The organism is Bifidobacterium sp. UTBIF-68 (genome assembly GCF_006408855.1).
GTDB lineage: Bacteria > Actinomycetota > Actinomycetes > Actinomycetales > Bifidobacteriaceae > Bifidobacterium > Bifidobacterium reuteri.
Genome location: NZ_JFAN01000041.1, coordinates 14,197 through 28,294 on the forward strand (window position 1 = coordinate 14,197; position 14,098 = coordinate 28,294).

Genomic DNA, 14,098 nt, shown 5'->3' on the forward strand with positions numbered 1-14,098 from the left:
CGTGCTGCTACTGACAATCACCGGCGAGGGGCTTCTCGATCGTCTGGATGGTCTGTTCGCGGAGCGTCCAGAGTCCGCCAGGCCCATCGACGGGACTTGCCATGTAACCATAATCCCAAACGGGAATGCTCAAAACACCAACGAAGCATCGTCGGATAATGGCCTCGCTTCTCGGGTACGGGATAGCGGGGCTGTTCCGGAATGCTCCCCTCGATCGCATAGGTCAGACTCACGCGCCGACGCAACCGGGTCGGCTGCTTCGTCCAGATCAGGCGGACCGCGATGACGTCGGCATCATTGCTCCTGAAACCGAGCAGCAGCAGTTCGTCAGTGGACTTCACCTGCGCGATTTTGCTGGGGGTGAGGTATTTCGTGTTCGTTCCATCATCGGTTATTTGCAGGAAGTACGCCGTGCAGCCGTTGCCTTCGACCTCCACGTCATACGCGGCGCCGTCCCCGGAATTGTATATCCCGCAGATGAAGTCAGGCTCTTTCTCCCCGCGACAGGCAAGCCAGCCGGCCAGGCCGGGAACGGTCGCCGACAGCGGGATGTCCGGATCCGTCGAGTGCTTCAGCAACGTCCAATCGGCCTGTGGCCGGTTGCGCCATGGCCACCATACGGATACGACCACGCCGGCGAGGGATACGAGCGCGCCGGCCCACGACGCGATAACGGAACCATCCATGACATGGATTCTATCTGGAAGGAGGACGGCGTGATGGACGTGCATGATTACGGGCGTCACTTCAGCGGCTTCGAGCGGCCGACACGACCGCGCAGGCTCCGCGACCGGTACCCGTACCTGACCGGCCTGCTGTGGCTGACAGTGCTCGCCGGCTCGCTCCTGTGGCTGCTCACCCACGACGGCTGCGCGCACCCCCTGGGCAACACCATCGCACTGATCGTTTACGTGGCGGCGGGCTGCAGGCTCCTCCTTCCATGGATGCTGCGCAAGGTCGGACCGTATCTGACCGAATGATTCTTGCCCGCCTGTTGCTGGTTTTCCTCACGGGCGGACGGCGGTAAAGGAGACCGTAAATCCCAAATAACCGAAAAGTTTTCTTGAACACCGGCGGGAGCGTCTGACTGGGTCAGTGGTTCCGTTCCCGCCACCCTGGGGCCGGCAGGCTAGCCCCCGTCGGAGATCACGTTTCATGTGGCGTGGCAAACGACGGGATGCCGTTCGATTCGGCTCGGTCCACGGGGATCCGCGTCAACGCCACCCGCGACGCCCTTCTTTTTCCCTGATTTCTTCGGGAGGTCGGGGGAACGATGGCCGTCGAGGCCCGTCCGACAAATGCGGGCCGGTGACACGGCCAGCGCGGATCCCGCATAACAGAAAAGGCCCCGGCTGCAACCGGGGCCCCAAGGAAAAACAGGATACCAACAAGGGAAAGGATACCACGATGGAGGGTCTCATGACCATCAGAGAGCTAGCGGCGCATTGCCACCGCTCGTATTCGACGGTGGCGAAATGGTCGAGCGGGCATCTGACCAGCCCGTATCCGGAGCCGGTGCGTGGCGTCAACGGGTGTTTCATGGGCTGGCGTCGCGAGGACATCGAACGCACGGACGAGGCCAACAGGTACAGCCGCGCCGACTATCTGCAGGGGAAGGTGAAACGCCAGTGAGTGACATCGAACTCGTACAGAGACTCAGCAAGGCGCTGCAGCCGGAGTTGGCCGGATTACGGGTCACGCCGAGCGAGACCGCGTTGGAGAGCCTGCTCATGCAGGCTTTGCAGGACTCGCGTCTGAATCTTGAGGACATGGGAGGGAAGGACTGATGGTGCGAATGACGGTGGACATGGCCGCGAAATCGTCCGGCATGTTCGATATTCACCGGTTCAAGGGTTCCGGCACCACGAAACGGTCACGCCATGAGGCGTGGCTGCGGTTCCGCCGATTGGGCGTGGGCGGCTCGGACATGAGCACGATCCTCGGCCTCAACCCGTGGATGACGCCCTACGACCTGTGGTTGGAGAAGACCGGACGGCAGGAGCCCGAGGACATCAGCGGCAAGTGGGCCGTCGTCAAGGGCAACGCGCTCGAGGTGGAGCTTCGCCGCCGTTTCCGTAGACTGCACCCGGAATATCAGGTGATAGACGGCACCGACATCAGCCTCACGTCCAGGGCGCATCCCCTGATGCACGCCTCATTGGACGGTTTCATCTACGATCCGGAATCCGATTCGTGGGGCGTGTTGGAGATCAAGACGGCCGGTGCCATGCGCGGCCGCACGGACTGGCATGACGCCGACGGGAACCTTATCGCCCCCGACTATTACATGGCGCAGGTCACGCATTACATGGCGGTCACCGGGTTCACGTGGGGCTTCTTCTACGCGGACCTCGGCGAGGGCGAGCCGGTGGAGGTGCGCTTCGAACGTGACGAGCAGGACGTGCAGGCGGTCATACAGGCGGCCGAGGAGTTCTGGGGGTTCGTGACCGGCGGAAGGATGCCACGGCTCAAGGGCGTGGACGTGGCGAAGGCGTACCCGGAGCCCACGGAGGGCATCCTGGCCGCCGACGACGATCCCGAACTCGCCTCCCTGATGGCCGAATACGAGCAGGCCAGGCAGCGTGCCATGGAGGCGGCGGACGACGTGAAGCTGCTGCAGGACGCGCTGATCGTGCGCATCGGCGACAGCGAGGGAGTCCGATGCCAGGGGTTCGAGGCCACGTACAAGCCGTTCCACCGGAAGGGCTACACGCGGGAGGTCAAGCCCAGCTCGGGCAGGACGTTCAGATTCAAGCAGTTGAAGGAGAAATGATGCGTTGGAAGGCAATAGCGGGTTTCGATTATTACGAAATATCCGACAGTGGCAAAGTCCGCAGCATCCGTCACAAGGTAACTTGCAAAAACGGTTTTGTGAAGACGGTGCCGGAGAAATATCTGCGCCCAGCCCTAGGCCGGAACGGATACCTCGTTGTCAGTCTTTGGCAGGAAGGCAGGCAATCTATGAGATACCTGCACCGGCTTATCGCCGAAGCGTTTATCGAGAATCCCTGGCATCTGCCGGTGATAAACCACAAGAACGGCGATAAGACCGACAATCACGTAACCAATCTTGAATGGACGACCTATAGCGGGAACAACCGGCATGCGTACAGAACAGGCCTTAAGAAAAAGCCCGTGAAGCTCGGTCCTGAAGAAGTCGCCCTCATTCGCTCGTCAAGCGAGACGGAAATCGAACTGAGCAAAAGATTCGGCGTTTGTACGGCAACCATCCGGGCAGTCAAAAACCATCGATTCGCGTACGCCAAGGAGGCACAGTAATGGGACAACTCGCACGATCCATCCAAAATCGCCAGTTGCAAGCAATGCCAAACGACCAGGAACGGAAGCAGCAGTTCATGACGGCCTTGGAGAAGGATTGGCCCCGCATCGTGGCATCCATGCCGAAGCATATGACCCCCGATCGCATATTCCAGATGTACCAAAGCACGCTGAGCCGTGAACCCAAACTACGGGAATGCACTCTCAACAGCGTGCTCTCATGTTTCATGAAATGCGCCCAGCTCGGCCTTGAACTGTCAAACGCAGACGGACTCGGCAAAGCGTATATCATCCCGTTCTTCAACAACAAGAACAATGAGATGGAGGCCACATTCCTCATCGGCTACCGAGGCATGCTCCAATTGGCGCGAAATAGCGGGGAAATCAAGAGCATGCAGGCAAAGGCCGTTTATGATGGCGACGAATTCCATTACCAGTTTGGCCTGCATGAGGATCTGGTGCATATTCCCGCCGAGAAACGACCCAGGAACGCGAAACTCACTCATGTGTACTTCATCGCGCTGTTCAAGGACGGAGGCCATCAGCTTGATGTGATGACCAGAGATGAGGTGGACGCCGTCCGCTCCCGCAGCAAGTCAAAGAACAACGGCCCATGGGTGACGGACTACGAGGCCATGGCCATCAAATCCGTAATCCGCAGGGCGTTCAAGATGCTCCCGAACAGTGCCGATGTGAAGGAGGAAGTACAGCAACACGTAGATGCATACACTCCGGACTACTCAGGTATTCTCCCATCCTCACCGGAAGGCTTGCCCGACTCGGACGCCGACGCCCCCGAAGAGCCTTCGGACATTGACGGCGTGCTCGCGGACGGCGGGACGGAACAGCCCGCCGAGGAGCCGGATCCTGTCGAGGTGAAGCGTCGCGACGTGATCCGCCGTTTCCAGCAGTTGGGCGTCACGTCGGACGCGGAGGCGTGCGGGACGATCTCGAAGGTCCTCGGACGCGAGGTGAAGGAGACCGGCGGACTGCCGGAAGCCGATCTCGATGTGGTGCTCGCCCAGTTGAAGGCCAGCGTCAGGGAGGGCGAGTGAGCCATGGGCGTGAACGTGAGCTTCACCGGCAACGTGGGCCGGGATCCGGAGACCAGGGAGTTCGACAACGGGCGTAGCCTGACCACGTTCAGCGTTGGCGTCTCCCAGGGCTACTACGACCAGCAGAACCAATGGCATGACCAGGGCACCATGTGGATCACCGTGGAATGCTCGCCCACGGCCGCAAGACAGCTCCCCTACGTGCATAAGGGCGTGAAGCTGCTCGTCACCGGCCGCCTGTCCCAACGCTTCTACCAGAAGAAGGACGGGGGCCAGGGCAGTGAATTGCGCGTGTACGCGGACGCGATCGGCTTCCTCCACAGGAAGGACGAGCAGCCGCAGACGGGCGGGTTCACGGGAGCCCAACCACAGCCGCCGGCCTCCGACCCGTGGGCGGCGCCGCAATCGGACACGGAGCCGGAGTTCTGATGCTGCACCTGTACCGCGACGAGGAGCCCGAGGATGTGGAACCCCATTGCCCGATACACGGGTGCAGCCTGTTCCCGACACGTCCCATACCATGCCCGCAGTGCGCGGAGGAAGCCGAGGAGGAGTAGACACATGGGCAATCCGAGCAAAAGTAAGGGCACCAGCATGGAGACCTGGACGGTGCGTTACCTCGCGTGGGCGTTGCAGGACACGCGCATCGACCGCATGCCGTTGAAGGGCCGACTCGACGAGGGCGACATCCGCGGCGTCAGGTTCCGGGGCGAACCCGTATGCGTGGAATGCAAGGACACGAAGGAGCCCCAATACCGGGAGCACTGGAGGCAGACATTGGTGGAGATGGCGAACATGGACACCCCGTACGGGGTGCTCGTCAAACACCGGAAGGGCGTCGGTGTGAAAAGCCTGAAGGGCATGGGCGCCCAGATGGCCGTCATGGACGAGGACACCTTCGAACGGTTCCTCACCGGTCTGACGGGCCTGCATGTCGCCGACCTCGCCGAGCTCACGGAACAGCTGCGCGGGGAGGCCAGGCGCGTGCCACGCAACCCGCATCTCGTCTGGCTCCCGTTGGAACGGTTCGCGCTGATCCTCAACGACGGGCTCCCCCTGGGGCCGGACGCATGAACGGAGCCACGGCGGCGGTCCTCCTGATCGCCGCCACCGTAGTGATCGCATTCCTGGGAAGGAGACGCTGATGGCCGGATACGCGAAACTCAGCAACCAGTACTGGCAGGACAAGGACGTGCTCAAACTGCGCCGCCGCAATCCGGCCGCCGCGCTCCTGCACGTCCTCGCCATCAGCTGGTGCTCCGACCACACGTCGGACGGACGCATCGACGAGGACACGCTCCTGTTCGTGCTCGGCGCCACGGACCAGGATGTGGCCGACCTCCTGGCCTCCGGCATGCTGCTCAAGTGCGACGACGAGGGCTGCTACGTGATACGCGACTACCTCGGATCCGACACCAGAGCCTACATCCCTGATTCAATCCGCTTGGCCGTGTACTCGCGGGACGGGTGGAAATGCCTTCGATGCGGTAGCGCCAAGAATCTGTCGTTGGACCATGTGCATCCGTGGTCCGACGGCGGTGCGGATTCCATCAAGAATTTTCAGACATTGTGCCGCTCCTGCAACTCCTGGAAAGGTGCGCGGGAAATCGACTTCAGAAAAAAGGTGCTGTGATGTCCAGAAACAATATGGAGACGTTTGCGAAGATCAGCACGCGCCTATGGCAGAACGAGAAGGTCCGGACACTCGCGATGGAGCATCCATCCGCGTTCGCCGTATGGACTTTCGCGATCTCGTACTGCGCGGGAGAGCTGAACGACGGCGAGCTGTCACGCTTCCACCTGAAGTGCCTGCTCGGAGCCGCTGATGAGGACATCGACGCCCTCATCGACGCGCACCTGTTGGATGAGCACGAGGACGGAACCTTATGGCTGCATGATTTCGTTGAGGCTCAGGGGCGTTCCCGCGCAGACGTGGAGGCTGCCAAGGAAAGGAAGGCCGAGGCCGGTCGCCAAGGCGGCAAGGCCTCCGGCGAATCGCGCGCCGCGAAGCAACCGGCAAGCAAAACGAAGCAGACGCGAAGCACCAGCGAAGCAGACCCGAAGCAAAACGAAGCAGACCCGAAGCAAAACGAAGAACCCGCGAAGCAACCGGCAAGCAAAACGAAGCCAGATACAGATACAGATACAGATACAGATACAGATAAGAATTCTTCTAACGAAGAATTCTCTCTCCCCCAAACCCCCTCACGGGGGCCCGGCGAGAGCCTCGACGGGGAGTACCCGCTCGCCTTCGAGCAGTTCTGGGCCACGTATCCGCGCAAAGAGGGCAAACGCAAGGCGTTCGAAGCGTGGAAGCGCGCCCGGAGGAAAACCAACAACGCGCTGCTCATCGCCCATGCCAGCCTCTACCAGGCCGACCCGAACCGGGATCCCGGTTACACGCTCACCCCCGCGAACTGGCTCGACGGCGAGCATTGGCTCGACGACCCGCTGCCCGAGAAACGCCGGCCCGGCCAACCCGACCCGCAGGCGGAGAAGGCCGCACGACTGCGGGACGTGGACTGGCTGTGCACGCACGTCGACGACCCCGAAGCGCAGGACGCCGCGCTCGAACTGCCCGAGAAGGCGCAGGCGTTGGCCCGCGCCCGCTACCCGGACGAATGGTACCGGCTCTGGCGTCGCGGCATGAAACGCCGCGAACAGGCGAAACAGGAGGCCACGCCATGAGCGAACCGGAGGCATGGGCACGCCTCTACGCGCTCTTCTGCCGCAGCCTCCCGTTCCGCCGGACGCTCCAACGATACGACCCACCGCTGTTCACACGATTCACGGAAGGAGACATCCCATGGACACTCCCACAGCCCACACCGACGATGATCCGCTGATCGGCCAGGCGTTGCAGGCGCTCGCCGACGCGGGCCTCGGCAGCGAGTCACCGGCGGAGGCATACGTGGCCGGCTGGCTGGATGGCTGGAGGCAGGCGTTCGACCTGGCCATCCGGATCGAACAACGGATCAACAGCGGGGAGGCGACGGCATGACCCGTCCGAACAGCACGCACGCCACACACATCATCAGCCGGAGCACGACACCAAGGCGGGTCGGCGCGAAAAGGGGCGAGGCCCGGCTCACGTCCGCCTACCACAAGCAGCAGCAGCGGACGCATGAGGAGGTCGTGGAGATCATGCTCCGACTGGCCCGCGAAGACCGGGAAAAACAAGCAAAGGAAGAGGAAACCGAATGAGCATCAAAAGCGAGATCGAACTCGGCATCCCCGACGGCACCGATTATCTCGGTTGCATGCGAGTCAACGCCCGTGGCCGGGATTACGGCGTCTGGGTGCAAACGGACAAGGCCACCGCCGTCGTATCGATATCGTGGGACGACATGGAGCAGTTGTGGCGGTGGCTGGGCATGACGCTCGGCCACCGCGTACCGGAGGTGATCTGAATGAATGAGGACGTGGCCGAGTTCATCAGGCTTGCACGCGAGGGGCACGCCCCGATCAGCCGGGAGGAGCGCAAGGCCATCGCCAACCACATTAAGTACCTGCGGATCCGTGCACGCGACCCCGAGTATTACACGCGACGCCGTCGCATGGAACGCAGGAACCGGAAGGGACTGGAATGAGGCGCAGGAATCCGTTCGCGTTCATCCGCGACTGGCTCGAGGCGATGCTGATCCTCCTCGTGTTCGAGCTCGCGAACCTGCTGCACGACCGGAAACCGAGGAGGAGACGATGAACGGCCTGGGCGTGTTCGTGGTCGGCTACATGCTCACTCTGCTCGCGACCGGCGTGTTCATCATCCTGCTCGCCTGCGTCACCGCAGGATTCATGCGGTTCCTCCACCGTGAATTCGACTGGAACCCACTATCACGACGCAGTAGCACACCCGGCCGGACGGCCGGGGAGAAAAAGGGAGGCCCAGAGGGGAGAACCTGGGAGAAAACACCCGTAAACCGTTGGGAGTCCACAGAAAGCAAACGAGAAAGCGTAACCACTTTATAAAACTTCACAGACCATTCCAGGACTGGACGCTAGAGAACTTCGTCGGCCTCCTGTACTTCGTTTTCTGCGCGTTCGCCGTCACCGCGATCATCGGCCTGACCTTCGCGGCAGTCATATCCATGGGCGGGCCCGCGCCCGAGCAGACCGTCACCCATTACGTGGATACGCAGGGTGATGTGAAGCGCCTGTGCCTCGCCTACAAGACCGGCGACCACGTGGACGCGCTCTCCTGCGACCTGATCGACCCGATGACGGGAGACACGGAATGAACGTGAGCGAGAGCATCGACTGGGAGCATACGCCGATCGACATGCTGCATCGGCATCGGTTCATCGCCCGCACGCAGGAGGGGCAGACATTGGATGGCTGGCTCTGCTACGAGTCGAGGTCGCCGCATGGCGGCAGCAGCCTGTTCGACTGGGATCACATGACAGAGGTCATCATCCCACGCCGGTACGGACTCAACGTGCTCCACCCGTTTTTCCGGTCCGTCAACGTCCTCAAGGAGATCAGAGTTGGCCGCCAGTAAGGTGAAGCGCGAGCTCGCGGTCAAATGGCACGAACGCGGCTATGACACCGGGTACATCGCCAGGACGCTCGGTTTGCCGGTGGAGGAGGTGCTGGCCATCATCAGCCCGCCCGGACCATCGACGCCTCCGTCGAGACGGTACGGGCCCGAGTTCATCCAACCACCCGCGTTCCCGGATTGACGTAAATGGCGGGCAAATGAGCGGAAGCGTTGGAAACAGGCCGATTCCGACGCTTCCATGTCGTCGGCGGAGCCATGGAGGCAAATAAAAAGCACGGGTAAGAGAAAAACCTCCCGCCCGGAGGCAAGAGGCTTGAGAGAAGAGCAGGAAATCTCCTCAGACCATCATACCCCGAGCGAGGAAGGGAACGATATTGGACGTCGAACGGTTCAAGGGGCTCAAACACGACCTGCACGCGTTGAAGGTCTCATGGCCGGTGCTGGACCTGCTCGCCAACCGGCAGGCCACGATCGGCATGCCTGCGGGCGGCGGACACTGCACGCGCAGCATCGAGGCGAGCCCGCTGAACATGGGCGCGTTCCAGCTCGCCCATGACATCACTCTGTTCGCCGGCACGCTCGCCCGTCTCATGGGATTGCACACGCACCACGGCATGGGTACGCCAGGCGTCCTGCAGGGCGTCATCATCAACCTGAACCGTCTGGACCGTCTTCCCGAACCCACGACAGACGGATTCGCCGTCGAGGCGCGCGGGCTGGCGGAACGCGCCTCCTACCTGCTGGAGCCGCCCGAGGACACGAAGATGATCGGCTGGTGCCCCGCCTGCTCGCACGAATTGAGGGCAGACAGTCAGGAGCTGGCCGGCGGATACGTGGAATGCCCCAAATGCCACACCACCCACCGCATCAAGGACATCCACCAATTGGACATGCTCCGACTCCGGCTCAGCGGCGTCAAGGGCACGCCAGCCCAACTGTCCAGGCTGCTGGAGCCGTGGGGCATCGTCATCAAGGCGGCGACGATACGCCAATGGGCGAAACGCAGCATCATCCAACCCGTCGGGACGGACGGCACGGCGCCCGTGTTCCTCATCTGGGACGTATGGCAGGCGCACACCAGACTCGCCGGATACGACCGGGCACGACGCAACGGCATGAAACCGTCGCCAAAACGACGAAAAGCGATAGAACGCGATAGGACCTGATGGAAGCAGGTCCGGGGCCGATGCTCGCCGACTTGCCCTCTTGTCTTCCATAAGATACAATAGGCGTCATGGAGATCAAAACCACCGACGAATTCGACGACTGGCTCAAAACCCTCAAAAACAGCAAGGACCGCAACCGGATCGTCGCACGCATCAGACAATGCGCGCTCGCCGGCAGACCCGTCGGCGACATCAACACCGTAGGCGAAGGGGTCTCCGAGCTCCGCTACCACTTCGGCCCCGGATACCGCGTCTACTTCGCGCAGAAGGCGGACGTGCTCATGCTCCTGCTCGCAGGAGGCACCAAACGCGGCCAACAAGCCGACATCGACCACGCGCACCAACTGTTCAGAACACTCAAGGAGGACCACCAATGGTGAACATCAGGGACTGGGACGCCAGTGAATACCTCACCAGCGAACAGGACGCCATCGACTACCTCGACGCCGTCGCCGAGACCGGCGACCCCAAACTCATGCAGGCCGCCATCGGAGACGTCGCCAAGGCCCGCGGCATGGGCCAGATCGCCAAAGAGGCAGGCGTCGGCCGCGAAAGCCTGTACAAGAGCCTCAGCCGTGACGGCAACCCCAGCTTCGCGACCATCCTCAAGGTCGTCCACGCGCTCGGCGGACGCCTCACCGTCCAACCCGCCTGACCGGCCGGGCTTGACAAACCCGCGACTGTCACGCATACTGTTACTAGATTGGTCATTACCATGCAACGGCGATGACCGGTAAACGGCCGTAACCACACGAGTGTGATGCGGCCGTTTCGCATATGGGCGGCTCCCCGATCGGGCGCAACCGGGTCCAAACCGGATGCGAATCATGTCCGCCCGCCAAGGCTTGCGTGCCCGAGAGGACTAAAGGACGACGCTGTGAAGCGTCGTGACCAGCAAACACCGCCACTGGTCCGCGGCTTCGAATACCGCCCAAGCCACCAAACAAGAGAACGGCGCCCGCGATATGTTTCGCGAGCGCCGTATCCGTTTCAGTCGTCGTCGTTCCTGTGCTTGCGTGGGCGTCCTCCGCCGACGCCGCGGCCGGGCCGGTTGGCGTTCCATTCGTCGATGGTCTCGGGGAGCCAGCCGCGCGTGCGGCCGATGGTTGCGTCCGGCGCCGGCAGGCGCAGGCTGAGCAGTGCGCCCTGCGTGATGCCGAGGTGTTCTGCGACCTGCTTGACGCCGAGGTATTCAGTCGTCATCGCTTCGCCTCCATCCGGCGAACAGTCCGGCCAGACCGGCCGCGATGGCGAACCCTGCCGCCCCATAGGGTGCGTCGGTCAGCGCGAGCATGGCGGATATGACAGCGAACAGCATGCTCGCGACTGCCAGTGTCCTGTTCTTGTTCATGGCGTTCCATGGTCCTCGGGTAGGATTGGTGGAGGGTTCCGGCTAATAGGTCTAGCCGGAACCCTGTTTACTTCTTGCGGCGCTTGCCGCGCTTGGGCTTGTCGTCCTTGCGCAGTCCCAGCCAGATCGTCACCGCGATGCCGACCCAGCTGGTGATGAGCGTCAGCCAATCCTTGAGTTCCGTGTTCACCTCCTTTCCTTGATTGACATATCTATCATATCGCAATAATGATAGATATGCAATGCGTGTGCATTGCGACACGCCTATGTTTTCCAACGATTCCGGGAGGCGAAGTCATGCCGCCCACCATCACCCTGCACATCACCGACCAGTCCGGACGCATCCTGCGCAGCATCGACATACCCGCACCCATGCGAGCCGCATACCCAGACGGACCCAGCATGTTCGACCCCAACGCATTCGACCGGCTGCTCGACCGCATCACCGAACACATCCACAAGGAGACGGAACAGTGAGCAGAAGAAACCCACGCCGCGCCAACGGATGGCGACGCGACCAGCTGCGCAGGCGCGTGCTCGCCGCCTACGACACATGCGCCATCTGCGGCAAACCGGTCGACAAGACCCTCCGAACACCGCACCCAATGAGCCCGGAAGTCGACGAGATCATCCCGGTCTCACGAGGCGGCGACCCATTGAGCTTCACGAACTGCCGGCTCGTCCACCGCCACTGCAACCGCCTGAAAAGCAACAAAAGCGACGCATACGCGCGAGCCCAACTCGAACACAAACCAACGCCATCAACCACGTCGCTCCCATTGACGACCAGCGGCGACTGGTAACCCCAGGGGGGAGCCACCCCCACCCGGCCTTTTGAGCCACCTCGGGTGCAGGGCCGTTCTCTCCCCGGTGTTTGCATCCGTGACATGTCACGGCAGATTGGAGGTGTCACAGATGCGTGTCTGCGCGAACTGCGGCGATCCGCTGCCTTCGAACATGCGGTCCACCGCCAAGTACTGCGGGGCCGCGTGCCGGAAGGCCGCGCAGCGAGCCCGTCAGAACAAGACCGACCCATCACGTCCCTCGTCGAAGCCAGAACCGGAACGCGACGCGAAGCCCGCGCCTCTGACCGGCCGTGAGTTTGAGCGGATGATGGACGGCAGCATGGAGGACGAGCTGCGGCACGTGCGAGACCGGTTGAAGGCGTATGTGGATGATCCGGACACGCCGGCGAACGCGATGCCCAACATCGTCGCCAAATATTTGGCCGTGTGTGAGAAGCTGCACAGTCTGTCCGGTGGTGATCCGCTGGCCGGACTGCTCGACGAACAGGAGGTGGGCGAGGATGCCGGAGCGTCGGTTGTCTGAGATCGCCGTGCACCTCGTCCGGCCGTCCGGCATTATCGGCTCGGATTTCACCGTGCTCAACAAGGTCGCCATCAAGGCCGGCATCTCGTATGACCTGTGGCAGCAGGGGCTGCTGTATCTGATGCTCGCGAAACGCGAGGATGGAAAGTACGCGTGCGGGGAGGGCGGCACCGTCGTCTCCAGTTGCCGGCAGATCGGCAAGACGTTCACGATCGGCACGGCGATGTTCCTCCTCGCGATCCTGCGCAAGGGGCTGAAGGTCATCTGGACCGCGCACCACACACGCACGAGTGATGAGACGTTCGCCGACCTGTGCGACATCGCCAGGAACCGGGTGCTCGGCGGCTACGTGGAACGCATACGCCGCGCCAACGGCCAGCAGGAGATCGCGTTCCGCAACGGCAGCCGCATCATGTTCGGCGCGCGTGAGAACGGGTTCGGCCGAGGCCTGCACAGCGTGGACGTGGAGGTGTTCGACGAGGCGCAGATCCTCACCGTGCGCGCCCTGGACAACATGATCCCCATCGTCAACGTCAGCCCGAACCCGCTGGTCGTGTTCCTGGGCAACCCGCCCAAGCCCGGCGACCAGTCCGAGGCGTTCGAGGAGAAACGCCGCAACGCGCTGGGCGGCACCGACGGCATGGTGTACGTGGAACTGTCGGCGGACCGGGACGCCGACCCCGATGACCGCGAGCAGTGGGCGAAAGCCAATCCGAGTTTCCCGAAACGCACCAGCGAGACCGCGATCCAGCGCATGCGCAACCTGCTGTCGGAGGACTCGTTCCGCCGCGAGGCGCTCGGCATCTGGGACGAGACCACGACGCACACCGCCATCGACCCTGAGCAATGGAAACACGCCGCCATCGACGGCCCGTTCTCCCCCACCCAAACAGATCTGGTCGGCTACGCGATCGACATGAGCCCCGACCGGAGCACATTGGCGATCGGCGGCGCGGTCAGACATGCGGACGGTTCGGCGCACGTCGAGCTGCGCGAGTTCGAATCCACGAAATCCAAGGGCACCGCGTGGGCGGTGGACTACATCAGCGAGCACTGGCCGCGCGCCGCCTCGGTGGTGATCGACGGCCAGTCGCCCGCCATGGCGCTCCTGCCCGATCTGAAGGCCCGGCATGTGCGCGTGATCGTCACGAACGCGGGCGACATGGGACGCGCCTGCGGGCGCCTGCTCGATATGCTGCGCGACCGCAAGCTCACCCACCTGCCCGACAGCGAACAGCCCGCGTTGGCGCAGGCCGTCGCGAACGCCACCACCCGCAGCATCGGCCAGTCGGGCGCGTTCGGCTGGAGCAAGACCGGCAGCGACATCGACATCAGCCCACTGGTTGCCGTCACACTCGCCTTGTACGGCACCTACATCACGAAACGCAACCCCAACCGAAGACAGGAGGTGATGGTCTGA

29 protein-coding genes and 1 tRNA gene are annotated in these 14,098 nt (G+C 62.6%); 26 read left to right on the forward strand and 4 right to left on the reverse strand.

Translation table 11 applies throughout. The features are described 5' to 3' along the window. Positions 1 to 17 precede the first annotated feature (17 nt). The gene (locus BW14_RS10430) at positions 18 to 686 is read right to left on the reverse strand and encodes a hypothetical protein (protein WP_044090661.1); all 669 of its coding nucleotides are present in this window, start codon (positions 684 to 686) and stop codon (positions 18 to 20) included. Between the two features lie 3 nt (positions 687 to 689). Here BW14_RS10430 and BW14_RS10435 point away from each other — a divergent pair, with 3 nt between their 5' ends. From BW14_RS10435 to BW14_RS12055, 22 genes are all read left to right on the forward strand, one after another. Next, positions 690 to 980 (forward strand): hypothetical protein, encoded by a 291-nt coding sequence (locus BW14_RS10435; protein WP_044090662.1) that lies wholly within the window; start codon positions 690 to 692, stop codon positions 978 to 980. A gap of 439 nt (positions 981 to 1,419) precedes the next feature. Beyond that, on the forward strand, positions 1,420 to 1,632 hold the full coding sequence (locus tag BW14_RS10440; protein WP_140462396.1) for a hypothetical protein: 213 nt from the start codon (positions 1,420 to 1,422) through the stop codon (positions 1,630 to 1,632). After that, positions 1,629 to 1,787, forward strand: coding sequence for a hypothetical protein (locus tag BW14_RS12050; RefSeq protein WP_156100221.1), 159 nt, complete (start codon positions 1,629 to 1,631; stop codon positions 1,785 to 1,787). Before BW14_RS10440 ends, BW14_RS12050 begins: the two co-directional genes overlap by 4 nt. Continuing rightward, complete coding sequence (locus tag BW14_RS10445; RefSeq protein WP_044090664.1) at positions 1,787 to 2,773, forward strand: YqaJ viral recombinase family protein; 987 nt, start codon at positions 1,787 to 1,789, stop codon at positions 2,771 to 2,773. The genes BW14_RS12050 and BW14_RS10445 overlap by 1 nt, the downstream gene beginning before the upstream one ends. Beyond that, a complete protein-coding gene (locus BW14_RS10450; RefSeq protein WP_161788325.1) occupies positions 2,770 to 3,279 on the forward strand; it encodes an NUMOD4 domain-containing protein in 510 nt (169 codons plus the stop codon). Before BW14_RS10445 ends, BW14_RS10450 begins: the two co-directional genes overlap by 4 nt. Continuing rightward, positions 3,279 to 4,334: a recombinase RecT gene (locus BW14_RS10455; protein ID WP_052382048.1), complete on the forward strand. Its 1,056-nt coding sequence runs from the start codon at positions 3,279 to 3,281 to the stop codon at positions 4,332 to 4,334. The genes BW14_RS10450 and BW14_RS10455 overlap by 1 nt, the downstream gene beginning before the upstream one ends. Before the next feature lie 3 nt (positions 4,335 to 4,337). Continuing rightward, entirely contained in the window at positions 4,338 to 4,763 is a 426-nt protein-coding gene (locus BW14_RS10460) for a single-stranded DNA-binding protein (protein WP_044090665.1), read from the forward strand. A 132-nt stretch (positions 4,764 to 4,895) separates the two neighbouring features. Continuing rightward, the gene (locus BW14_RS10470) at positions 4,896 to 5,408 is read left to right on the forward strand and encodes a hypothetical protein (protein WP_052382047.1); all 513 of its coding nucleotides are present in this window, start codon (positions 4,896 to 4,898) and stop codon (positions 5,406 to 5,408) included. 70 nt (positions 5,409 to 5,478) lie between these two features. After that, complete coding sequence (locus BW14_RS12115; RefSeq protein WP_052404693.1) at positions 5,479 to 5,967, forward strand: HNH endonuclease; 489 nt, start codon at positions 5,479 to 5,481, stop codon at positions 5,965 to 5,967. After that, positions 5,967 to 7,022 (forward strand): hypothetical protein, encoded by a 1,056-nt coding sequence (locus BW14_RS10480; RefSeq protein WP_140490544.1) that lies wholly within the window; start codon positions 5,967 to 5,969, stop codon positions 7,020 to 7,022. Before BW14_RS12115 ends, BW14_RS10480 begins: the two co-directional genes overlap by 1 nt. Positions 7,023 to 7,140: 118 nt before the next feature. Then, a complete protein-coding gene (locus BW14_RS10485; RefSeq protein ID WP_140490546.1) occupies positions 7,141 to 7,335 on the forward strand; it encodes a hypothetical protein in 195 nt (64 codons plus the stop codon). Then, positions 7,332 to 7,538: a hypothetical protein gene (locus BW14_RS10490; RefSeq protein ID WP_140490548.1), complete on the forward strand. Its 207-nt coding sequence runs from the start codon at positions 7,332 to 7,334 to the stop codon at positions 7,536 to 7,538. The genes BW14_RS10485 and BW14_RS10490 overlap by 4 nt, the downstream gene beginning before the upstream one ends. Next, complete coding sequence (locus BW14_RS10495; protein ID WP_044090551.1) at positions 7,535 to 7,744, forward strand: hypothetical protein; 210 nt, start codon at positions 7,535 to 7,537, stop codon at positions 7,742 to 7,744. The genes BW14_RS10490 and BW14_RS10495 overlap by 4 nt, the downstream gene beginning before the upstream one ends. Beyond that, complete coding sequence (locus BW14_RS10500) at positions 7,745 to 7,924, forward strand: hypothetical protein (RefSeq protein WP_140490550.1); 180 nt, start codon at positions 7,745 to 7,747, stop codon at positions 7,922 to 7,924. Positions 7,925 to 8,033: 109 nt separating this feature from the next. Beyond that, a complete protein-coding gene (locus tag BW14_RS10505) occupies positions 8,034 to 8,303 on the forward strand; it encodes a hypothetical protein (protein WP_052382044.1) in 270 nt (89 codons plus the stop codon). Between the two features lie 119 nt (positions 8,304 to 8,422). Then, complete coding sequence (locus BW14_RS10510; RefSeq protein WP_258186116.1) at positions 8,423 to 8,572, forward strand: hypothetical protein; 150 nt, start codon at positions 8,423 to 8,425, stop codon at positions 8,570 to 8,572. Continuing rightward, positions 8,569 to 8,832 (forward strand): hypothetical protein, encoded by a 264-nt coding sequence (locus BW14_RS10515; protein WP_140490552.1) that lies wholly within the window; start codon positions 8,569 to 8,571, stop codon positions 8,830 to 8,832. The genes BW14_RS10510 and BW14_RS10515 overlap by 4 nt, the downstream gene beginning before the upstream one ends. Next, entirely contained in the window at positions 8,819 to 9,013 is a 195-nt protein-coding gene (locus tag BW14_RS10520; RefSeq protein WP_044090547.1) for a hypothetical protein, read from the forward strand. The genes BW14_RS10515 and BW14_RS10520 overlap by 14 nt, the downstream gene beginning before the upstream one ends. 193 nt (positions 9,014 to 9,206) lie before the next feature. Then, on the forward strand, positions 9,207 to 9,998 hold the full coding sequence (locus BW14_RS10525) for a hypothetical protein (RefSeq protein ID WP_044090546.1): 792 nt from the start codon (positions 9,207 to 9,209) through the stop codon (positions 9,996 to 9,998). 68 nt (positions 9,999 to 10,066) lie between these two features. Next, positions 10,067 to 10,378, forward strand: coding sequence for a type II toxin-antitoxin system RelE/ParE family toxin (locus BW14_RS10530; RefSeq protein WP_044090545.1), 312 nt, complete (start codon positions 10,067 to 10,069; stop codon positions 10,376 to 10,378). Next, entirely contained in the window at positions 10,372 to 10,653 is a 282-nt protein-coding gene (locus BW14_RS10535) for an addiction module antidote protein (RefSeq protein ID WP_044090544.1), read from the forward strand. Before BW14_RS10530 ends, BW14_RS10535 begins: the two co-directional genes overlap by 7 nt. A 187-nt stretch (positions 10,654 to 10,840) precedes the next feature. Beyond that, positions 10,841 to 10,940: transfer RNA gene (locus BW14_RS12055), tRNA-His, on the forward strand. Positions 10,941 to 10,988: 48 nt separating this feature from the next. Here BW14_RS12055 and BW14_RS10540 read toward each other — a convergent pair. The 3 genes from BW14_RS10540 to BW14_RS12375 form a co-directional block, all read right to left on the reverse strand. Further along, positions 10,989 to 11,201, reverse strand: a complete 213-nt coding sequence (locus BW14_RS10540) for a hypothetical protein (RefSeq protein WP_044090543.1) — start codon at positions 11,199 to 11,201, stop codon at positions 10,989 to 10,991. After that, positions 11,191 to 11,349 (reverse strand): hypothetical protein, encoded by a 159-nt coding sequence (locus BW14_RS10545; protein WP_140462408.1) that lies wholly within the window; start codon positions 11,347 to 11,349, stop codon positions 11,191 to 11,193. Before BW14_RS10545 ends, BW14_RS10540 begins: the two co-directional genes overlap by 11 nt. Positions 11,350 to 11,416: 67 nt before the next feature. Beyond that, entirely contained in the window at positions 11,417 to 11,539 is a 123-nt protein-coding gene (locus tag BW14_RS12375) for a hypothetical protein (RefSeq protein ID WP_258184992.1), read from the reverse strand. 107 nt (positions 11,540 to 11,646) lie between these two features. Between BW14_RS12375 and BW14_RS10550 the strand changes: the two genes are divergently transcribed. The 4 genes from BW14_RS10550 to BW14_RS10565 all read left to right on the forward strand — a co-directional run bounded on the left by BW14_RS10550 (position 11,647) and on the right by BW14_RS10565 (position 14,098). Further along, entirely contained in the window at positions 11,647 to 11,826 is a 180-nt protein-coding gene (locus tag BW14_RS10550; RefSeq protein WP_044090540.1) for a hypothetical protein, read from the forward strand. Beyond that, positions 11,823 to 12,152, forward strand: a complete 330-nt coding sequence (locus BW14_RS10555) for an HNH endonuclease (RefSeq protein WP_044090539.1) — start codon at positions 11,823 to 11,825, stop codon at positions 12,150 to 12,152. The genes BW14_RS10550 and BW14_RS10555 overlap by 4 nt, the downstream gene beginning before the upstream one ends. A gap of 112 nt (positions 12,153 to 12,264) precedes the next feature. Further along, complete coding sequence (locus tag BW14_RS10560) at positions 12,265 to 12,678, forward strand: hypothetical protein (RefSeq protein ID WP_044090538.1); 414 nt, start codon at positions 12,265 to 12,267, stop codon at positions 12,676 to 12,678. Beyond that, positions 12,656 to 14,098, forward strand: a complete 1,443-nt coding sequence (locus BW14_RS10565) for a terminase (RefSeq protein WP_140490554.1) — start codon at positions 12,656 to 12,658, stop codon at positions 14,096 to 14,098. The genes BW14_RS10560 and BW14_RS10565 overlap by 23 nt, the downstream gene beginning before the upstream one ends.

What these genes read in the sequence shown, in the direction of transcription:
- BW14_RS10455 (WP_052382048.1), top strand. Translation starts at nt 3,279, where the DNA reads ATGGGACAACTCGCACGATCCATCCAAAATCGCCAGTTGCAAGCAATG.
- BW14_RS10550 (WP_044090540.1), top strand. Translation starts at nt 11,647, where the DNA reads ATGCCGCCCACCATCACCCTGCACATCACCGACCAGTCCGGACGCATC.
- BW14_RS10490 (WP_140490548.1), top strand. Translation starts at nt 7,332, where the DNA reads ATGACCCGTCCGAACAGCACGCACGCCACACACATCATCAGCCGGAGC.
- BW14_RS10505 (WP_052382044.1), top strand. Translation starts at nt 8,034, where the DNA reads ATGAACGGCCTGGGCGTGTTCGTGGTCGGCTACATGCTCACTCTGCTC.
- BW14_RS10560 (WP_044090538.1), top strand. Translation starts at nt 12,265, where the DNA reads ATGCGTGTCTGCGCGAACTGCGGCGATCCGCTGCCTTCGAACATGCGG.
- BW14_RS10545 (WP_140462408.1), bottom strand. Translation starts at nt 11,349, where the DNA reads ATGAACAAGAACAGGACACTGGCAGTCGCGAGCATGCTGTTCGCTGTC.
- BW14_RS10495 (WP_044090551.1), top strand. Translation starts at nt 7,535, where the DNA reads ATGAGCATCAAAAGCGAGATCGAACTCGGCATCCCCGACGGCACCGAT.
- BW14_RS10430 (WP_044090661.1), bottom strand. Translation starts at nt 686, where the DNA reads ATGGATGGTTCCGTTATCGCGTCGTGGGCCGGCGCGCTCGTATCCCTC.
- BW14_RS10485 (WP_140490546.1), top strand. Translation starts at nt 7,141, where the DNA reads ATGGACACTCCCACAGCCCACACCGACGATGATCCGCTGATCGGCCAG.
- BW14_RS12115 (WP_052404693.1), top strand. Translation starts at nt 5,479, where the DNA reads ATGGCCGGATACGCGAAACTCAGCAACCAGTACTGGCAGGACAAGGAC.
- BW14_RS10510 (WP_258186116.1), top strand. Translation starts at nt 8,423, where the DNA reads ATGGGCGGGCCCGCGCCCGAGCAGACCGTCACCCATTACGTGGATACG.
- BW14_RS10530 (WP_044090545.1), top strand. Translation starts at nt 10,067, where the DNA reads ATGGAGATCAAAACCACCGACGAATTCGACGACTGGCTCAAAACCCTC.
- BW14_RS10535 (WP_044090544.1), top strand. Translation starts at nt 10,372, where the DNA reads ATGGTGAACATCAGGGACTGGGACGCCAGTGAATACCTCACCAGCGAA.
- BW14_RS10540 (WP_044090543.1), bottom strand. Translation starts at nt 11,201, where the DNA reads ATGACGACTGAATACCTCGGCGTCAAGCAGGTCGCAGAACACCTCGGC.
- BW14_RS10435 (WP_044090662.1), top strand. Translation starts at nt 690, where the DNA reads ATGGATTCTATCTGGAAGGAGGACGGCGTGATGGACGTGCATGATTAC.
- BW14_RS10470 (WP_052382047.1), top strand. Translation starts at nt 4,896, where the DNA reads ATGGGCAATCCGAGCAAAAGTAAGGGCACCAGCATGGAGACCTGGACG.
- BW14_RS10460 (WP_044090665.1), top strand. Translation starts at nt 4,338, where the DNA reads ATGGGCGTGAACGTGAGCTTCACCGGCAACGTGGGCCGGGATCCGGAG.
- BW14_RS10450 (WP_161788325.1), top strand. Translation starts at nt 2,770, where the DNA reads ATGATGCGTTGGAAGGCAATAGCGGGTTTCGATTATTACGAAATATCC.
- BW14_RS10445 (WP_044090664.1), top strand. Translation starts at nt 1,787, where the DNA reads ATGGTGCGAATGACGGTGGACATGGCCGCGAAATCGTCCGGCATGTTC.
- BW14_RS10480 (WP_140490544.1), top strand. Translation starts at nt 5,967, where the DNA reads ATGTCCAGAAACAATATGGAGACGTTTGCGAAGATCAGCACGCGCCTA.
- BW14_RS10515 (WP_140490552.1), top strand. Translation starts at nt 8,569, where the DNA reads ATGAACGTGAGCGAGAGCATCGACTGGGAGCATACGCCGATCGACATG.
- BW14_RS10500 (WP_140490550.1), top strand. Translation starts at nt 7,745, where the DNA reads ATGAATGAGGACGTGGCCGAGTTCATCAGGCTTGCACGCGAGGGGCAC.
- BW14_RS10440 (WP_140462396.1), top strand. Translation starts at nt 1,420, where the DNA reads ATGACCATCAGAGAGCTAGCGGCGCATTGCCACCGCTCGTATTCGACG.
- BW14_RS10565 (WP_140490554.1), top strand. Translation starts at nt 12,656, where the DNA reads ATGCCGGAGCGTCGGTTGTCTGAGATCGCCGTGCACCTCGTCCGGCCG.